This is a genomic window from Microcoleus sp. S36a_B3 (assembly GCF_036700745.1).
Lineage (GTDB): Bacteria > Cyanobacteriota > Cyanobacteriia > Cyanobacteriales > Microcoleaceae > Microcoleus.
Genome location: NZ_JAUBPN010000027.1, coordinates 23,001 through 38,083 on the forward strand (window position 1 = coordinate 23,001; position 15,083 = coordinate 38,083).

14 protein-coding genes are annotated in these 15,083 nt (G+C 46.4%); 10 read left to right on the top strand and 4 right to left on the bottom strand.

Going from position 1 to position 15,083, the window contains the following annotated elements:
* The first annotated feature begins 94 nt into the window (after positions 1-94).
* The 5 genes from QUA01_RS22450 (at position 95) to QUA01_RS22470 (ending at position 5,197) form a co-directional block, all read left to right on the top strand.
* Entirely contained in the window at positions 95-1,228 is a 1,134-nt protein-coding gene (locus QUA01_RS22450; RefSeq protein ID WP_333092739.1) for an acyltransferase family protein, read from the top strand.
* Positions 1,229-1,370: 142 nt separating this feature from the next.
* On the top strand, positions 1,371-2,381 hold the full coding sequence (locus QUA01_RS22455) for a hypothetical protein (protein WP_333092738.1): 1,011 nt from the start codon (positions 1,371-1,373) through the stop codon (positions 2,379-2,381).
* Between the two features lie 246 nt (positions 2,382-2,627).
* Complete coding sequence (clpP, locus tag QUA01_RS22460; protein WP_193976162.1) at positions 2,628-3,236, top strand: ATP-dependent Clp endopeptidase proteolytic subunit ClpP; 609 nt, start codon at positions 2,628-2,630, stop codon at positions 3,234-3,236.
* 442 nt (positions 3,237-3,678) lie between these two features.
* Entirely contained in the window at positions 3,679-3,888 is a 210-nt protein-coding gene (locus QUA01_RS22465; protein ID WP_333092737.1) for a hypothetical protein, read from the top strand.
* A gap of 16 nt (positions 3,889-3,904) precedes the next feature.
* A complete protein-coding gene (locus QUA01_RS22470; protein ID WP_333092736.1) occupies positions 3,905-5,197 on the top strand; it encodes a hypothetical protein in 1,293 nt (430 codons plus the stop codon).
* Here QUA01_RS22470 and QUA01_RS22475 read toward each other — a convergent pair.
* Positions 5,194-6,165, bottom strand: a complete 972-nt coding sequence (locus tag QUA01_RS22475) for a hypothetical protein (protein WP_333092735.1) — start codon at positions 6,163-6,165, stop codon at positions 5,194-5,196. The genes QUA01_RS22470 and QUA01_RS22475 overlap by 4 nt on opposite strands.
* 550 nt (positions 6,166-6,715) lie before the next feature.
* Positions 6,716-6,841, bottom strand: a complete 126-nt coding sequence (locus QUA01_RS22480) for a hypothetical protein (protein WP_255515911.1) — start codon at positions 6,839-6,841, stop codon at positions 6,716-6,718.
* Positions 6,842-7,029: 188 nt separating this feature from the next.
* On the opposite strand from QUA01_RS22480, the gene QUA01_RS22485 reads away from it, so the two are divergent.
* The 4 genes from QUA01_RS22485 to QUA01_RS22500 all read left to right on the top strand — a co-directional run bounded on the left by QUA01_RS22485 (position 7,030) and on the right by QUA01_RS22500 (position 12,017).
* Entirely contained in the window at positions 7,030-9,411 is a 2,382-nt protein-coding gene (locus QUA01_RS22485) for a ribonuclease R family protein (protein WP_333092749.1), read from the top strand.
* A gap of 271 nt (positions 9,412-9,682) precedes the next feature.
* Complete coding sequence (locus QUA01_RS22490; RefSeq protein WP_194008362.1) at positions 9,683-10,309, top strand: flavin prenyltransferase UbiX; 627 nt, start codon at positions 9,683-9,685, stop codon at positions 10,307-10,309.
* Positions 10,310-10,565: 256 nt separating this feature from the next.
* Positions 10,566-11,438, top strand: a complete 873-nt coding sequence (locus QUA01_RS22495; RefSeq protein WP_333092734.1) for a LapA family protein — start codon at positions 10,566-10,568, stop codon at positions 11,436-11,438.
* A gap of 27 nt (positions 11,439-11,465) precedes the next feature.
* Positions 11,466-12,017: a shikimate kinase gene (locus QUA01_RS22500; protein ID WP_333092733.1), complete on the top strand. Its 552-nt coding sequence runs from the start codon at positions 11,466-11,468 to the stop codon at positions 12,015-12,017.
* An 848-nt stretch (positions 12,018-12,865) separates the two neighbouring features.
* Here QUA01_RS22500 and QUA01_RS22505 read toward each other — a convergent pair.
* Together QUA01_RS22505 and QUA01_RS22510 are read right to left on the bottom strand one after the other, a co-directional pair.
* The gene (locus QUA01_RS22505; RefSeq protein WP_194069602.1) at positions 12,866-13,309 is read right to left on the bottom strand and encodes a hypothetical protein; all 444 of its coding nucleotides are present in this window, start codon (positions 13,307-13,309) and stop codon (positions 12,866-12,868) included.
* 187 nt (positions 13,310-13,496) lie between these two features.
* A complete protein-coding gene (locus QUA01_RS22510; RefSeq protein ID WP_193976335.1) occupies positions 13,497-13,901 on the bottom strand; it encodes an NIL domain-containing protein in 405 nt (134 codons plus the stop codon).
* A 172-nt stretch (positions 13,902-14,073) separates the two neighbouring features.
* On the opposite strand from QUA01_RS22510, the gene QUA01_RS22515 reads away from it, so the two are divergent.
* Positions 14,074-14,676, top strand: a complete 603-nt coding sequence (locus tag QUA01_RS22515) for a thioredoxin family protein (RefSeq protein ID WP_333092732.1) — start codon at positions 14,074-14,076, stop codon at positions 14,674-14,676.
* The last annotated feature ends 407 nt before the right edge of the window (positions 14,677-15,083 follow it).

Genomic DNA, 15,083 nt, shown 5'->3' on the forward strand with positions numbered 1-15,083 from the left:
TGGGCATCAGCTAAGATTGTGAAGAGTCAACAGTCAACAGTCAACAGTGAACGGTGAACGGTGAACAGTGAACGGTGAACAAATAACTTAATTTATGCGCTTAAAATCCCTTGATGTTTTTCGCGGAATTGCGATCGCCTCGATGATTCTAGTCAACAACCCCGGTAGTTGGGAACAGGTGTATCCACCGCTAGATCACGCAGAATGGCACGGCTGCACCCCGACAGACTTAGTATTTCCGTTTTTCTTGTTCATTGTGGGCTGCGCGATGTCTTTCTCGCTGTCAAAATATACTGAAACTACTACAAAAATAGAAACAAATATCTATTGGCGAATTGCGCGCCGCGCCACGATTTTATTTATATTAGGATTGCTGCTAAATACATCTTCGATCGCCCTTGACGTACTTCTCAACAGCGCCCCAGCGGAAAACTTCGGTAAAATCCGCATCATGGGAGTATTGCAGCGCATCGGCTTAGCATATTTCATCAGTGCGATCGCGATTCTTAACCTTTCCCCCCGCCATCAAAAACTGCTCGCTGTTGCGGTGCTTTTGGGCTATTGGGCTGCATTAACCGCAGGCGCTGTAGGGGGGTACACTGCCGGCGAACTCACGCCAGAAGGAAATTTAGGAGGATATGTCGATCGGCTAATTCTCGGCAGCCAACACCTGTACAAAGGCGGCCCCTTCGATCCTGAAGGATTGTTGAGTACCTTACCCGCAGTTGTAACCGTCCTGATCGGCTATTTTACAGGGGAATGGTTGCGCGTGCAGCCGATCGAAACCCGCACCAGTGTAAACTTAGCAATATGCGGCCTAAGTTGTCTAGTAATCGGCCATTTGTGGGGATTTTTATTTCCGATCAACAAACAACTGTGGACGAGCTCCTATGTGGTTTTTACCGCAGGTTGGGCGTTGCTATTGCTAGCAGCTTGCTACGAAACAATAGAAGTGCGGAATTGGAAATGGGGGCGACCGTTTGAAATCATGGGAGTGAATGCTATTTTCGTGTTTGTTGCTTCCGGGATTGTCGCCAGACTTCTATTAAAAACTCATATCGGTAGCGGCGAAAATCCTCCGACAACTTACACTTGGATTTACGAAAACTGGTTTGTGCCGTGGGCGGGGCTGCTGAACGGTTCTCTAGCATTTGCCGTGACTGCGGTATTATTTTGGTGGTTGATTTTGTATGGAATGTACCGCCGAGGTTGGGCGATCAAAATTTGAGTAAAAAAACAGAATACCTAAAACCCCTACTTCTTTAAGAAGTCAAGGTTCTAAGAGCTAGTAGGGCTTGACATCCACAGCATTTTGCAGTTAACGTATTTATTAATTAAAAAAGTGTTTTAATCACGGAATGGAGAGAGCAATGAACGACTTCTTAGATAGCTTGATATGTCGGCAGACATTTGATACGCAGGCTTTGATGAATTCTCACCCACCAAAATTTTACGACCCTAACAAGCAAATAGTTTATGACATTTGTTGTCCGCCTGGATGCACTCATCGGGGTAAATTAGCATTTTCCCGATGGTACGCAATGCCTTTTCCAGAATATCTTTCTCCTCTGGAACATCAGACAGATATTTCTGAGCGAAAGGCATACTTTGGGTACGAGCCATCCCAAGATAGCACTGAGATGGAGTGGTATCTCAATTTCGCTCATTACGATCTTTTTTGTGCTTATGGTGGTTCGCTATTTGCCCAAGACGAAATGCAGGTAGCTGAACATCCAGCACTCAGTTCACTGCGAGAAGCTTTACTAGATTCCAACATTAAGCCATTAACAGTGGAGAGTCAACAACCCACCCCGATCCTGATTCGTGGGGTGGAACGGAGGTGTGCGATCGCTACCGATCGCAATTCAGGACAGGGGCGACCTTTTGGTCTTTACGGCAATAACTTTGGACGAGCGACATCAGATGCGATCGCACAAGCGACAAAACCTCTAAACCCGCCTACAATTACAAACATCATTGCGATAGAAGCTCCTTCCTATGGCGAGGGTTCTTATAGCATTGCACAAATTGAATACATTCTTAAAACAGCATTCACTGGATTTTTTGCAGCACGAATTGAGTCACAGTTAGAGTCGGCTCAAACACCAACTTTGATTATTCATACAGGCTTCTGGGGATGCGGAGCTTACGGTGGTAATCGTGTCTTGATGGCTCTTTTGCAACTGTTGTCGGCTCGTCTCAGTCAAGTGAATTGTCTAGTCTTTCATACCAGCGATGCTACGGGAAGTCAGGATTTGGCAACTGCTCAACAAATACTCGATCGCGATTTAGTACCTGATGATTCACCGGTGAAAGTTTCAGATTTGGTAGAAAAGATTCATGCGATGGAATTCCAGTGGGGATTTAGCGATGGAAACTAAGAGGATATTCGAGCCAAGTTATACCTGCAGTAACAACCTTTTCTTTGCAATACGCAGCTACACTTTTTCCTGAGAGTGAGGAAATCCCACCCGTTCAAGTTTCGACTAGGGACTAGATCTGGCCTCAAACCCTCCCAGCTCAAGGATTTGGCCGATTTCTAGATCGCCCCCCTCTCAACCGCTCGCTATAAATGAACCCAAATCGCTAAAATAAAAAAAAGATACGTAATAGGCAGGCTGGCGTCAATGATCCCAACAGTTATAGAACAATCCGGTCGCGGCGAACGCGCCTTTGACATTTACTCGCGACTCCTGCGCGATCGCATCATCTTCTTGGGCCAACAGGTTGACTCCGACTTAGCCAACTTGATCGTTGCCCAATTGCTATTTTTAGACGCAGAAGATCCAGAGAAAGACATTTACCTCTATATCAACTCCCCAGGGGGTTCGGTATCAGCAGGTATGGGCATTTTTGACACAATGAACCACATCCGCCCCGACATTTGCACCATTTGTCTCGGTTTGGCAGCCAGCATGGGGGCTTTTCTGTTGAGTGCCGGCGCTAAAGGCAAGCGGATGAGTTTGCCTCACTCCCGGATCATGATCCACCAACCTCTCGGTGGAGCTCAAGGACAAGCAACGGATATTGAAATTCAGGCAAAAGAGATTTTGTACCACAAACAGCGCCTGAATCAATTTTTGGCAGATCATACCGGTCAGCCGCTTTCGCGCATTGAAGAAGATACCGAACGGGATTTCTTCATGTCCGCCGATGAAGCTAAGGACTACGGTTTGGTGGATCAAGTGATCGATCGCCGTCCTTCGGCCAGTCGCCCGATCGCCGCTGTGGCGTAAATTAAAAATTAAAAATTAAAAATGGGAAATATTCTGCATTTTTGATTTTTAATTTTTAACGTTCAAAAGTACCTCTTTAATGGATAAACGGGTGCGTCGAAACCGGGTTTTTTACCCAAATATTTGGTTCTCAACCTTAATATCTGTAAAAAACCCGGTTTCTTTAATCTAATAGCCTCCAGCGCCTTGTTTAGTTTCCGAATTCCTAGGGTTAACGGCAGTTGACAGTTTATCTAGATTTACCTAGAATTTAATTACTAAATTCTCGGTAAATTAATCCACAGACTAATTAGCGTTGGTGATTTTGAGGGAAAAAAGACGCAACCTTTGAAGAAGACCTCGCCAGCAACGTTTCGGAAATAAATAACTCATTCAAAATCTTGCGAATTCTGCGCGAAGCGATTAATATACAAAGATACAACCGCATTGAGAGGTCGAATCAATGGCTACCCTAACTTATTGCAAAGGCTTGCCCACACCAGCAGATGAACTCAACGAACTAGGATTTACAGATTTCGAGATGTTCTTAGAAGCTTACGCCCCAATTTTTAGGGCTGCAAGTATTGAAACAGTCAACCACTTACTTTTAAATATCAGGATTCAAGAAGTCCGACTGGAACACACACTTACAACAAACTTACGGTATCAATAAGCGCCACGCAAATGGCGTGATTAGCTCCACCAAAGGTCGTGTAGACGGCGCTAAAGAACACAGAATTCTACATATAAAAACTCTTGAGGGGAAGGTTAAATCTATTAGTGCGTGGCTCAAAAAAGCCGAACGAAAACTGGTATTAGCTCGTAAATTTTATGCCAAGAATAAATGGCAAAACTCAAAGGCAGGCTGCAATTTTCCCCTAGCCTGCTCGCTCCAGTATAAGTCTACAAATTGGCAGAACTTACGCTTTCAAATACACAATAAAAAGCGCAAAATGACTCTGTTGACTAACAGAATTAAACACTTAAGAGTCAAGCCAATCAAGGTTTTCATCCCTAACGGGGATATTTTTGTGGTCGGCTCTAAAGACGAGTCTTTCGGCAATCAAGTCTCCCAGTGGAATGGAAAAAAAATAACTTTTAGAGTCCCAAAATACTTAGAATCACGATTCGGAAAAACTGTGTCTTCTGAGGTTGGTGATTTCGAGCGCAACATAAATAGGCTACCAGAATGCGGGGCGTATACCTGGCATTTCTACCGCAAGAGCGGAAAGTGGGTTATTGCCGTGCAGTTTACCCCAAATCCCGTGAATCAAGTTTCTAGAGAGAGGATGTCCGGTTACATCGGTATCGATATGAATCCTGGTTCTATTGGGTGGGTGTATGTCGATACTGAAGGAAATCTCAAAGCCAAAGGGCAGATTCCATTGCAGATGGGCTTACCTAACGGCAAGCAACAAGCTCAGATTGTTTATGCTTGCCTGCAACTAGCAGTAAGAGCCACGGAATTTGAATGTCCCGTAGTTTGCGAAGAACTTGATTTCTCAACAAAAAAGCAATCTCTAGGGGAAAAAGGTAGAAAGTATACGCGGATGTTATCGGGCTGGGCATATAGTGAGTTCTACAAGCAACTCAGTTCGATTTTGTCGAATCGTGGAATTGAGTTGATTACAGTTAACCCGGCTTATTCAAGTATTATGGGATTGGTAAAATATTTAAGAATGTATGGCTTAGCCAGTGACGAATCGGCCGCACTGGTAATTGCTCGTAGGGCTATGAAATTAGGTGAAAAAATACCTCGCTCCTTAACCGCCTATTCTGAGGTGAACTCGGAAAAGCACGTAGGTCGCGAGTGTAACCAACTAAATAAAAAGATCAAACGTTCCGCTACAATATCACGTCGCTGTGATTATTATAGCGTTTCTAACTGGAGTTTCTTGGTCAACCTCGACCAGAGAGGAAGCGTAAGCGCTAAGAAAGAACGTTTAAAGCTTATACCGCAGAGCTTACCCAGGTTTACCTAGGTTTTTATAAGCGGTAAAGATTCGAGATATTGCAAGAAATCGAGCAGTTGTTCTGGGTTTAATAAATGCCGCGCTGCTTTGTCATAAGCTTGTTTGAGATAATCTTTTCCTTGGCTGGCAGTCCAGCTTAACCGCTTGATTTCCTCAGTGGTTCTGCTGTAAATTTCCAGATATTCTAGGAAATCTGCCAACTGTTCGCTAGAAAGCTCTCTCTGCGACGACTTGTCATAAAGTTGTTGGAGACAGTCCATTTCCGTTTTTTTATTCCATCCCTGGCGTTTGAGGATGCCGTCTATGTTGGCGATCGTATCAGAATCGTCCTCGATCGCATCACTGGGAGTTCCCACTGCGATCGGTTGCAATTCCCTAATTTCAGCAGCACCCTGCGACAGTTCGCTGATTTGGGCGGGGGCTACCGACAGTTCCTCCATTGGTTCCCCGTAGCTGGAAGAAAGCCAAGCATCCGAGTCTATTTGCTTCGGTACAAATCCAGCCGGAACTCGATCGACCGCAGGCGGTTCCGGTTCTGCTACAGGTGCGATCGGCTCTTCATTTAATTTAGATTCAGTATTGACAAAATTGCTTTGATGTGGTGCATCAACTTTTTCGGCAACAGGCATTTCTAAAACAGGAAGAGGAGCAAGGGCCGGCCCAGGCGCAGCAGCAACAGTCGGCGGAGGTGGCACTGGCAGCGCAGCCTCCGCAGCAACAGTCGGCGGAGGTGGCACGGGCGCAGGCGAAACGGCAACAACAGCAGCAGCGGGTTCGGAAAATCCGAGGACGGCGATCGCCCGCGATCGGGCGCGGTCTTCAGCACCCTCAACAGACTCAGCAGCCGACATACCCGTAGCGAGAGTTTTACCGTCAACCTGAACCAGACAGCGAACCACAAACTTACCGTGATGAATAGTCAGCAACTCACAGATTAACTGTCCAGTGGGATAAAGGGCGCGAAATTGAGCAAACATAATTTTTTGACCCCGAAACCAGAAGGGGGCTGATGACTTCAGTTTAGTACAACCCACAGAAAACAATTTTCTGAAAGCACCTATTCAACATACAATAAATAAAAGGTGAATCATCAGCGCAACCTTTCACCCGACTAAACCCTATCCCACATCCTGCCGTTTAAGCTAGCAAGCAGCGGGTATGAAACAGCAACTAAGCAAAAGTAGTAAAGTCTCCGGTTTTGTGTACCTTGCACTTTCTACAGCACAGATTGCTCCAGACCCGCTGGTTGGACATCTGTCCGCAAGGACAGAGCGCTTGCAAAAAACAGGGCATTTCTTGCGGTAAGCAACTAGCAATTTTGCCCGATCGCCAGTAAAATCTTTGGCTTTAGCAAAAGGCAAAAGGCACTTCAAAAGCAAGCAGAAAGCAGGAACAAGGCAGACGGAAAAATGCAGGAGGCCCAAATGCAAATTTTCTCCTCTCCAAATCCATCTCCCCATCCCCGACTCAACCCGTCGCTTTCAGCATCGAGTCATCTTTTAAGAACCGACAGGGGCTTTCTACTTATTAGCGAAGAACTCGGCGCTGCCAGCCAAAAGCCAAGGAACCAACGCTAAAAACTTGTATTGGGGAATAGGGTGCGGGGCCTTTGTCTGCACCGCCATCGGTCAGTTGCAGACAAACAGCAGACAATTAGCGACTGCCGGTGTCGGGAAAAAATCTGAAAAAATCCCTGGCTGCAGGTAGCACCGACTGTGCTGGCATCTCCACCTACTAACCCGCGCATTTGTTGGGAAGCAGGCACAGCGAGGGTAAGAAAGGGTGCGGCTGATTTCGCCAAAATTAGACTAATTGCTGGAAACAAGAGGATCGATCGCTACATGGAATTTTCTATCGCTGCACTGCTGGCAAATTTTACAGAAGACAAATTAGTGGCTCCCAAAGCATTAGAGAAAAAACTCGATTGCAACGACGCCACCAGTCAACTCAAACTTCAAATCGCATTAGAAGCTCTAGAGAAAATTGGCATATTAGTCAAAGACAAAGGCCGCTACCGCCGAGTAGCTGAAGACGACGTAGTAGAAGCAAAACTCCGCTGTTCGAGCAAAGGATTTTGTTTTGCAATTCAAGATGCCGAAGGCTCAGAAGACGTTTACGTGCGAGAAAGTCACCTCTCGACAGCTTGGAATGGCGATCGAGTATTAGTCAAAATCATCAAAGAAGGCAGCCGCCGCCGATCGCCCGAAGGCGAAGTCATGCTGATCCTCGAACGCGCCAACCCCTCGGTACTGGCGCGAGTCAAGCAAACCGCCACCCCCACCGGCCGCGTCAGCTACAGAGCAATTCCCCTGGACGATCGCCTGTTGTTTGAACTAGACTTGCTCGCCAACGGCACAAACCTCCAAGAAGCGATCGACCATTTAGTACACGTCGAAGTCAAACGCTACCCCCTCGGCACCCATCGGCCAGTCGGCAAAGTAGTACAGGTACTCGGTTCCGATGCCGAAGCCGCAGACGACCTCGACATCGTATGCTGCAAACACGACTTGCCGCGCTCCTTCCCCGCCGCCGTCATCAAAGCAGCCGAAAACTTGCCCAGCAAACTCAAAAAAACCGACATCAAAAAACGGTTAGATTTGCGGAACAGCCTGACAGTCACCTTTAGCAAAAACGAAGAAGGAGAAACCAGCACCCAAAACGAAGCCCCTCAAGTTCCACAGGAAAATTTCTCCGAGGGAACAGCCGAAAACGAGCTCGAAAACGAATTCGACCCGACCTCATTTTTGTGCGATCCGCCAATCGAACGCGCACTGTCGATCGAAACCCTCAAGTCCGGCGGCTGGCAAGTAGCAATCCACATCGCCGACGCAGCCGAGTACGTGCAGCCAGAAACCCCCCTAGACCGCGAAGCCCGCAAACGAGGCACCAGCGCCCATCTCGGAGAAAAAATCATCCCCGTACAGCCACAAATCCTCAACGATCGCTGCTCGCTGCAACCAGACACCGAACGGCTGGCCTTCAGCATACTGCTGACCCTAGACGAATCGGGAGAACTGACAGAATACGAAATTCAAACCAGCGTCATTCACATTGACTACCAGCTCAGCTACGAACAAGCTCAAGCAATTATCGAACCAGACTCCGATGCCGAAGATAACCCTTTATCCTCCGCCCTCCGTCCTTTCCTAGATCAAATCAGGGCTGCTTCACAGGCTGTCAGACAGACGAGACTCCAGCGGGGAGCTTTTGAACTAAATTTGCCGGATGCTAACTCTCACTTCGACGACGAAGGCGAATTAGGAGCTTTTACAACGGCTACCCCCGCCCAGTCGGCAGTCTCCGAATTGGTCGTACTCGCCAACCAAGCTGTCGCCACCCACCTGCAAGCCTTGGGAGTCCCAGCAATCTATCGCGTCCAGCCGATGCCAGACCCTGCGGACATTCAAGAGTTCATCAAACTCTCCAACAACCTCGGAGGCGAACTGTATCTCGAAAACGAAGAAGAAGTTCTGCCCTTGGACTTCCAGCGATTTACCCAGCAATTTGCCGACCTCAAGTCCGAAAGAGTTCTTACCTACCTGCTGGAAGACACCATGAAGCCGGCTGTTTACAGCACAACTCCCAAGCCGCACTTCGGTTTAGCGCTGCAAGACGGTTACACGCGCTGTACTTCCCCGCTTTCCCGCTACGCCGATTTGCTGGTGCTGCGGGTGTTGCAAGCGGTGTTCGAGCAAGGCCGCAGCAGCCGCACAACTCGCGCTAAGGAAAAAGTCAACCTGCACCATTCCTCCTGTCACGGTCAAATTACTTGGAACGTTCTCCCCCCAGATTTGCACCACGAATTTGAGACAGAGTTTGCAGCGGCGGTGGTACATCTGACGGAACGCGAAAGGGTTGCCGAAGATGCCGAAAGCGATTTGCAGGGGTTGAAGAAAACCGGATTGATGAAAGAGCGCACCGGTCAAACTTTCCAGGGTTTGATTACAGGGGTGCAGTCTTACGGTTTCTTTGTGGAAATTGAGGTGCGGCCGCCGGAGAGCGAACTGTTGCGAGTGGAAGGATTGGTGCACGTTTCTTCGCTGAAGGATGATTGGTATGAATATCGATCGCGCCAGCAAACTCTAGTTGGTCGCAAAAACCGCAATCAATACCGTTTGGGCGATCGGGTAGAAGTTCAAGTCAAAAGCGTTGACTACTACCGCCAGCAAATTGATTTAGTTGCTGTTGGCGGCGGTAGTCAAGCTTTTGATGATGAGGAATAGAAGAAGAAGGAAGAAGGAAGAAGGAAGAAGGAAGAAGGAAGAAGGAAGAAGGTAAGAAAATTACTTTTTTGCTAGTCATAATAAAAAAGTAATTACTGATGATTTTCTAATTTCTTTTTTGCCAATTACTTCTGACTTTCTTATTCTTTTTTCCCCAAGTCTCTAAAGTCCGGTCAATTCACTACGAATCAGGACACGGCATTGCCGTGTCCCTACAAACTTCTTCTCTATTCCTGCTTGCTTCTGCCCTCAAACTTATGCCTTAAAAATAATGACAAATAACTACCCGCTAATTGTAGGAGTTACCGGAGCATCGGGACTAATTTACGCGGTGCGAACATTAAAATATCTCTTGGAAGCCGATCGCGCCGTGGAACTGGTAGCATCAAAATCTACCTACATGGTTTGGCAAAGCGAACAGAACATCCGAATGCCCGCAGAACCGACACTTCAAGAAGAATTCTGGCGGGAAAAAGCAGGAGTCCCCAATTCTGGCAAACTTCGCTGCCATCCGTGGCAAGATGTTGGTGCTAATATTGCTAGCGGCTCCTTTCGCACCCAAGGAATGATGATTATTCCCTGTAGCATGAGTACACTAGGCAAGTTAGCGGCCGGATTGAGCTCGGATTTACTCGAAAGAGCGGCCGACGTTCAGCTTAAGGAAGGGAGAAAATTGGTACTTGTACCTAGAGAAACTCCTTTTAGCTTGATTCACCTGCGAAATTTGACTACCTTAGCCGAAGCAGGGGCTAGAATTGTGCCAGCGATTCCCGCTTGGTATCACAATCCTCAAACTATTGAAGATTTGGTAGACTTTGTAGTGGCTCGCGCTTTAGACCAGTTAGGAATTGATTGCGTTCCTCTCAAACGCTGGAAGGAAGAAGAAGGGAGTCAGTAGTCAGTAGTCAGTAGTCAGTAGTCAGTTGTTAGTTGGCAGTTGTTAGTTGTGAGTTGTTAGTTGTTAGCCAACAGTCAACAGTTAGTTGTTAATTGTTAGTCGTTAGTCAACATCCAACAGTCAAAAGTTGTTAGTTATTTTTGCCAATTCTCAATTCCCAATTCCCAATTCCCAATTCCCAATTCCCAATTCCCCAATTCCCAATTCCCAATTCCCAATTCCCCAATTCCCCATTCCCCATTCCCATATTATTGATATGCGTCCTATATTATTGCTAGTAATTGTCGTAGGGCTAACTATTTTTGCCTTGCAAAATGTGGAGCCAGTTTTATCGCTGGTATTTCTGGGAATTCGATCGCCCGCATTGCCCTTATCTATCTGGATTTTGCTCGGCATGGCGGCGGGTGCTGTCACGTCTTTATTTGTTTCTGGTATGCTGGCTTTTTCCAATTACCTATCTCAAAGGGAAAACCGCACCGGCCGCGACATTCCCAGCCGTGATGCTGTCTCAGCAGACAGGAGAACAGCTTACGCTGCGCCTCCCCCTCCCAGAAAACAGGAGATTGACCCGGATTTTGATACGGAAAATAGCCAAACTTCCTATCAAACTCAGTACGGGACACCGGCGGGTTACAGCGCCCGGACTTTTCAGCAAGAAATTCCCAACCCTCCGCCTGGGAAGGATGACGATCGACTCGGAATCGATCGAGCCGCAGACGATGAGGATGATTGGGCTTCTGATGGCTCAAAATCCGCCTCTGACGGCAGCGATGATGATTGGGGGGACGATCGCGATTTTGCCGATCGACCGCAGGTAAATGACGTTGCAGGGGCAAATCCGAGGGATTACGAAACGAAACAGGAACCGAAAAGCAAGTCTTGGGCTGGGTCGGTATACTCTTACGGCTATCGAGATCCGAATCAATCTGGGGTGGGGAAAACTGAGTCTATCTACGATGCGGAGTATCGGGTGGTGGTTCCACCGCAAGACACCATACTTCAATCGGGTGACGCGAAATTACCTCAAAATCCTAGTGCAGAATCAGAGGAGGATTGGGGATTGGATGAGGATGATGTATTTGATGAGGACTCGCCACCCAGCGGCGGGCCGATTAATTTGAAAAAATAGTCAAATAAAAATAGGGAGGATTTGGCGGTGGATTTGTTGAGGGGAGTTAATGTCTATCTCGTCGGGATGATGGGTTCGGGAAAAACGACGGTGGGGCGGATTTTAGCAAGGGAATTAAAATACCGTTTTTTTGATACTGATGATCTCATTGTTCGAGTTGCGAATCAGTCAATTGCTGAGATTTTCGATCGCGAAGGGGAAGAGGCTTTTCGGGAATTAGAAGCTAAGGTGCTCGCCGAATTGTCTGCTTATAAAAATTCTATCGTGGCTACGGGCGGCGGCATTGTGACGCGACCGACAAATTGGGGTCATTTGCACTACGGTATAGTGGTGTGGCTGGATATACCTGTAGATAGATTGTGCGATCGACTGCGATCGGACATCACTCGCCCCCTACTGCGGGAGGGCGATCTCAAATCTAAGCTGCAAAACATTTTAAACGAACGAGAGCGTTTCTACGCTGGAGCAGATGTCCGAGTTTCCACCAGTGGAGGCGAAAAGCCTGAAGAAGTGGCCCGTCGCGCGATCGAGGAAATCAAAAAAATTATCAAACCCGAAACGAAACCCGATATCAATTGATACATTCAGAAACCTGGTTTATGGGAAAACAATCAGGTTTCTGAGGACTTTTGAATACCGTAAAAATACTGAGTTTTGTCTGATTGTGTCCGTTTAACCGCAGAATGTTTGGGAATGATATCAAATCCTCTCTTCATCGGAATAGTAAATTCACTGTTGACTGTTGACAGTTAACAGTTAACAGTTAACAGTTAACATCATGTATGAGTGCAACCGGAATTGATATGAAGCGGATTTGAGCGGATGTGGGGCTTAAGTTTTATATTATCATCACACATTATCAATCTTGAATGCGAAAATGGTGTGAGTTGTGCCAAAAAATAAAATGGCCCCACCGCTGAAGGGCTGTAGGGCGCAAGGACAGTTAAACGCTAACCTGATTATCGGAAAATTTAGCATCAATGCTATCCTCCTATGTGACGATTTCACGATCGTCCATTCACTCAACAATTCTCCCGTATCAAAAAATGTAACCCGATATCGATCGACTTCAACTTGTCCTATTCTAAAAATAATACCTCATGCATTCTGACGAGCAGCTCCCGAAAGCTGCTTTTTTATTGAGCAAAAATCGGTCATAGAGAATCTGTAGGTGATATCCTAGGGCGAGCTACGATCGTAACAAAAACGGATCGCGCGTGCGGACTCGCATTCCGCGGCACTACGAAGCGACCGGACACAACATCGCGAAGATGGAAAACTGCTATAATTGCGCCGATGGGGCGATCGGTCAGAGGTAAGGTTTTGAAAAAACCAGAGCTATATTTCTTCCAGGGCGATCGCATATTTTTCGACTAAATATCCGCTGCCAATTGTAGAATTTGGTTGGGTGAATTTTCCCTTCCCCATTAAGGTAATACGAGCTGGCCTGTTTTTGCCAAAAATTCTATTCCCCCGCCCAACCCCAAACCACTCATAGAAACAGCAGTTAATATCACAAAAGTCCGCCATCTGTGGTGGCCAAATAATTGAATATCTAATCTTGCCAAAGCTCCGGCTGAAGTTAAGACTAAACCAGTTACAAAAAGGTGCATCCAAGTAAAAACTATAACTGCCAAAAGAGCTCCTACAATAATCGAAATAAAAGCTCCGGCATCACTCGAAATCCACCGCATAATATTTTTTTTTATTCTCTTGAGCGGGAACGACAAAGCTATAGCTAACACTAAAACAGCGGCTACGGCGAAAAACCAAGTTAGGTGCGGGGGAACATCAAACTCAGATAATTTCCAGCCAAAAATGAAATAGGTAACAAAAAGTAAGGTTAGGGAAAGCGAATAGTTTTTTTTCATGTTGATGAAAAGATTAGGGAAACCATGCAAAAAAGATGACCCCGCCCAAAAACGGAACTCCCCGACAGGACTAACGGTCGATTCCCAAATTTTAGACTAAAGTTCCAGTTTCCATATCGCAAGCTGCAAGAAAATCTCTTATTCTTCAATTCTGCCATCGACTTGCACCGAGAAGTTCGCCGTCGGCCTAGAGGTTAGTAGAAATAGCTTGCACCGGACAAGTAGGGATGCACTGCTCGCAAACAATACAGCGCGATCGAGCAAAGGTTAGTTTAAAGCTTTCTGGGTCTAGGGTCAAGGCTTGCGTGGGGCATACCCCGGTGCACAGGCCACAGTGAACGCAGATATCTTCATCTATAAGGATTTCCCTGCTGGCGAGGGAAACTCCGATATTTTGCGATCGCATCCAGTCGATCGCCGCTTCTAGTTGGTCGATGTCCCCTGATAACTCTAGCACCAGTTTGCCCACTTGATTCGGAGCCACCTGAGCGCGGATAATGTTGGCTGCAACATTAAAATCCTTTGCCAGTCGGTAGGTGACAGGCATTTGGATCGATCGTTGGGGAAACGTCAGCGTTACCCGTTTTTTCACTTTTACCTCGGTAATCTACAAACACAATCTTTCTTATATTATGTTTGATCGCACGTAATTTAATTATTGGTATCAGGCAAATTTTATCTCAATTTTAGCAGAGAATCTCAAAATGTGGTAAAATCTGAAGCGGTTATTAAAAAAACATAAAAATAACATCGCCCTTTATTTTATGAATCTCAATTCTCCAAACTCAACTGCTGCCAACGAACCAAAAAATTCTGACATGACCACCGCCGCGCGCGTCAGAAACTTATTGATAGTGTTAGCAGCGATCGCCCTGTCAGTATCTGTATTGTTGGGATTGCGAACTCAAGCGCCATCAAGTAGTCTCACCGAAATGGCAAAAACATCCGTACCGCTGGAAACAGCCTTAACAAACGGCAAGCCAACATTCATGGAATTTTATGCTGATTGGTGCGGTAGCTGTCAGGCAATGGCAAGCGATTTGAGCACAATCAAAGACAAATATGCCGAACCGATGAATTTTGTCATGCTGAATGTAGACAACACTAAATGGCTACCAGAAATCACCAAATATCGAGTAGACGGCATACCGCACTTTGTCTATTTGAACGATAAAGGCAGCAGAGTTGCTGAAACGATCGGCGAAATGCCGCGCAGTATTATGGAAGCTAATTTAGAAGCTTTGATTGCCGGAAAACCCCTGCCTCACGCTCAAGCATCAGGTCAAGTTTCTGATTTTACTCCCCCCACAGGGCCTGTGAAAACAAGTAGCTCAGACCCCCGCGTTCATGGCAGTCAAGTGCAGTAGTCAGTAGTCAGTTGACAGTTGACAGTTGTCATATGCTGTACGGTCGATTACCCCTAATCTGGTAGGGGCGGGTTCACCAACAATATTTGCCAAAAACTGACAATCTCAAAAACCCGCCCCTACCGAGGTATAACGGTCAATTGACAGGACATGATATCAGTTGTCAGTTGTCAGTCGATCGCAACTTTAGCAAATCTTGATTGCGGGCGATCGACTACCTCTCAAGAAATATTTAAAAATTTTTATTGAAAATTTATTAAGATTTATTATAATGGCAAAATGCCAAGTCTAAATACTCGATAGTTCCCGATCAAAAATAAAGCTTGATACAAATAATTTGATTGCAATCCCCCCGACTCATTCCTTCGCAGACTGACTGATATCGTTTCCGGTTGCATCGGAATAAT

What these genes read in the sequence shown, in the direction of transcription:
- QUA01_RS22490 (WP_194008362.1), top strand. Translation starts at nt 9,683, where the DNA reads ATGACAAATAACTACCCGCTAATTGTAGGAGTTACCGGAGCATCGGGA.
- QUA01_RS22505 (WP_194069602.1), bottom strand. Translation starts at nt 13,309, where the DNA reads ATGAAAAAAAACTATTCGCTTTCCCTAACCTTACTTTTTGTTACCTAT.
- QUA01_RS22465 (WP_333092737.1), top strand. Translation starts at nt 3,679, where the DNA reads ATGGCTACCCTAACTTATTGCAAAGGCTTGCCCACACCAGCAGATGAA.
- QUA01_RS22495 (WP_333092734.1), top strand. Translation starts at nt 10,566, where the DNA reads ATGCGTCCTATATTATTGCTAGTAATTGTCGTAGGGCTAACTATTTTT.
- QUA01_RS22515 (WP_333092732.1), top strand. Translation starts at nt 14,074, where the DNA reads ATGAATCTCAATTCTCCAAACTCAACTGCTGCCAACGAACCAAAAAAT.
- QUA01_RS22475 (WP_333092735.1), bottom strand. Translation starts at nt 6,165, where the DNA reads ATGTTTGCTCAATTTCGCGCCCTTTATCCCACTGGACAGTTAATCTGT.
- QUA01_RS22485 (WP_333092749.1), top strand. Translation starts at nt 7,030, where the DNA reads ATGGAATTTTCTATCGCTGCACTGCTGGCAAATTTTACAGAAGACAAA.
- QUA01_RS22455 (WP_333092738.1), top strand. Translation starts at nt 1,371, where the DNA reads ATGAACGACTTCTTAGATAGCTTGATATGTCGGCAGACATTTGATACG.
- clpP (WP_193976162.1), top strand. Translation starts at nt 2,628, where the DNA reads ATGATCCCAACAGTTATAGAACAATCCGGTCGCGGCGAACGCGCCTTT.
- QUA01_RS22450 (WP_333092739.1), top strand. Translation starts at nt 95, where the DNA reads ATGCGCTTAAAATCCCTTGATGTTTTTCGCGGAATTGCGATCGCCTCG.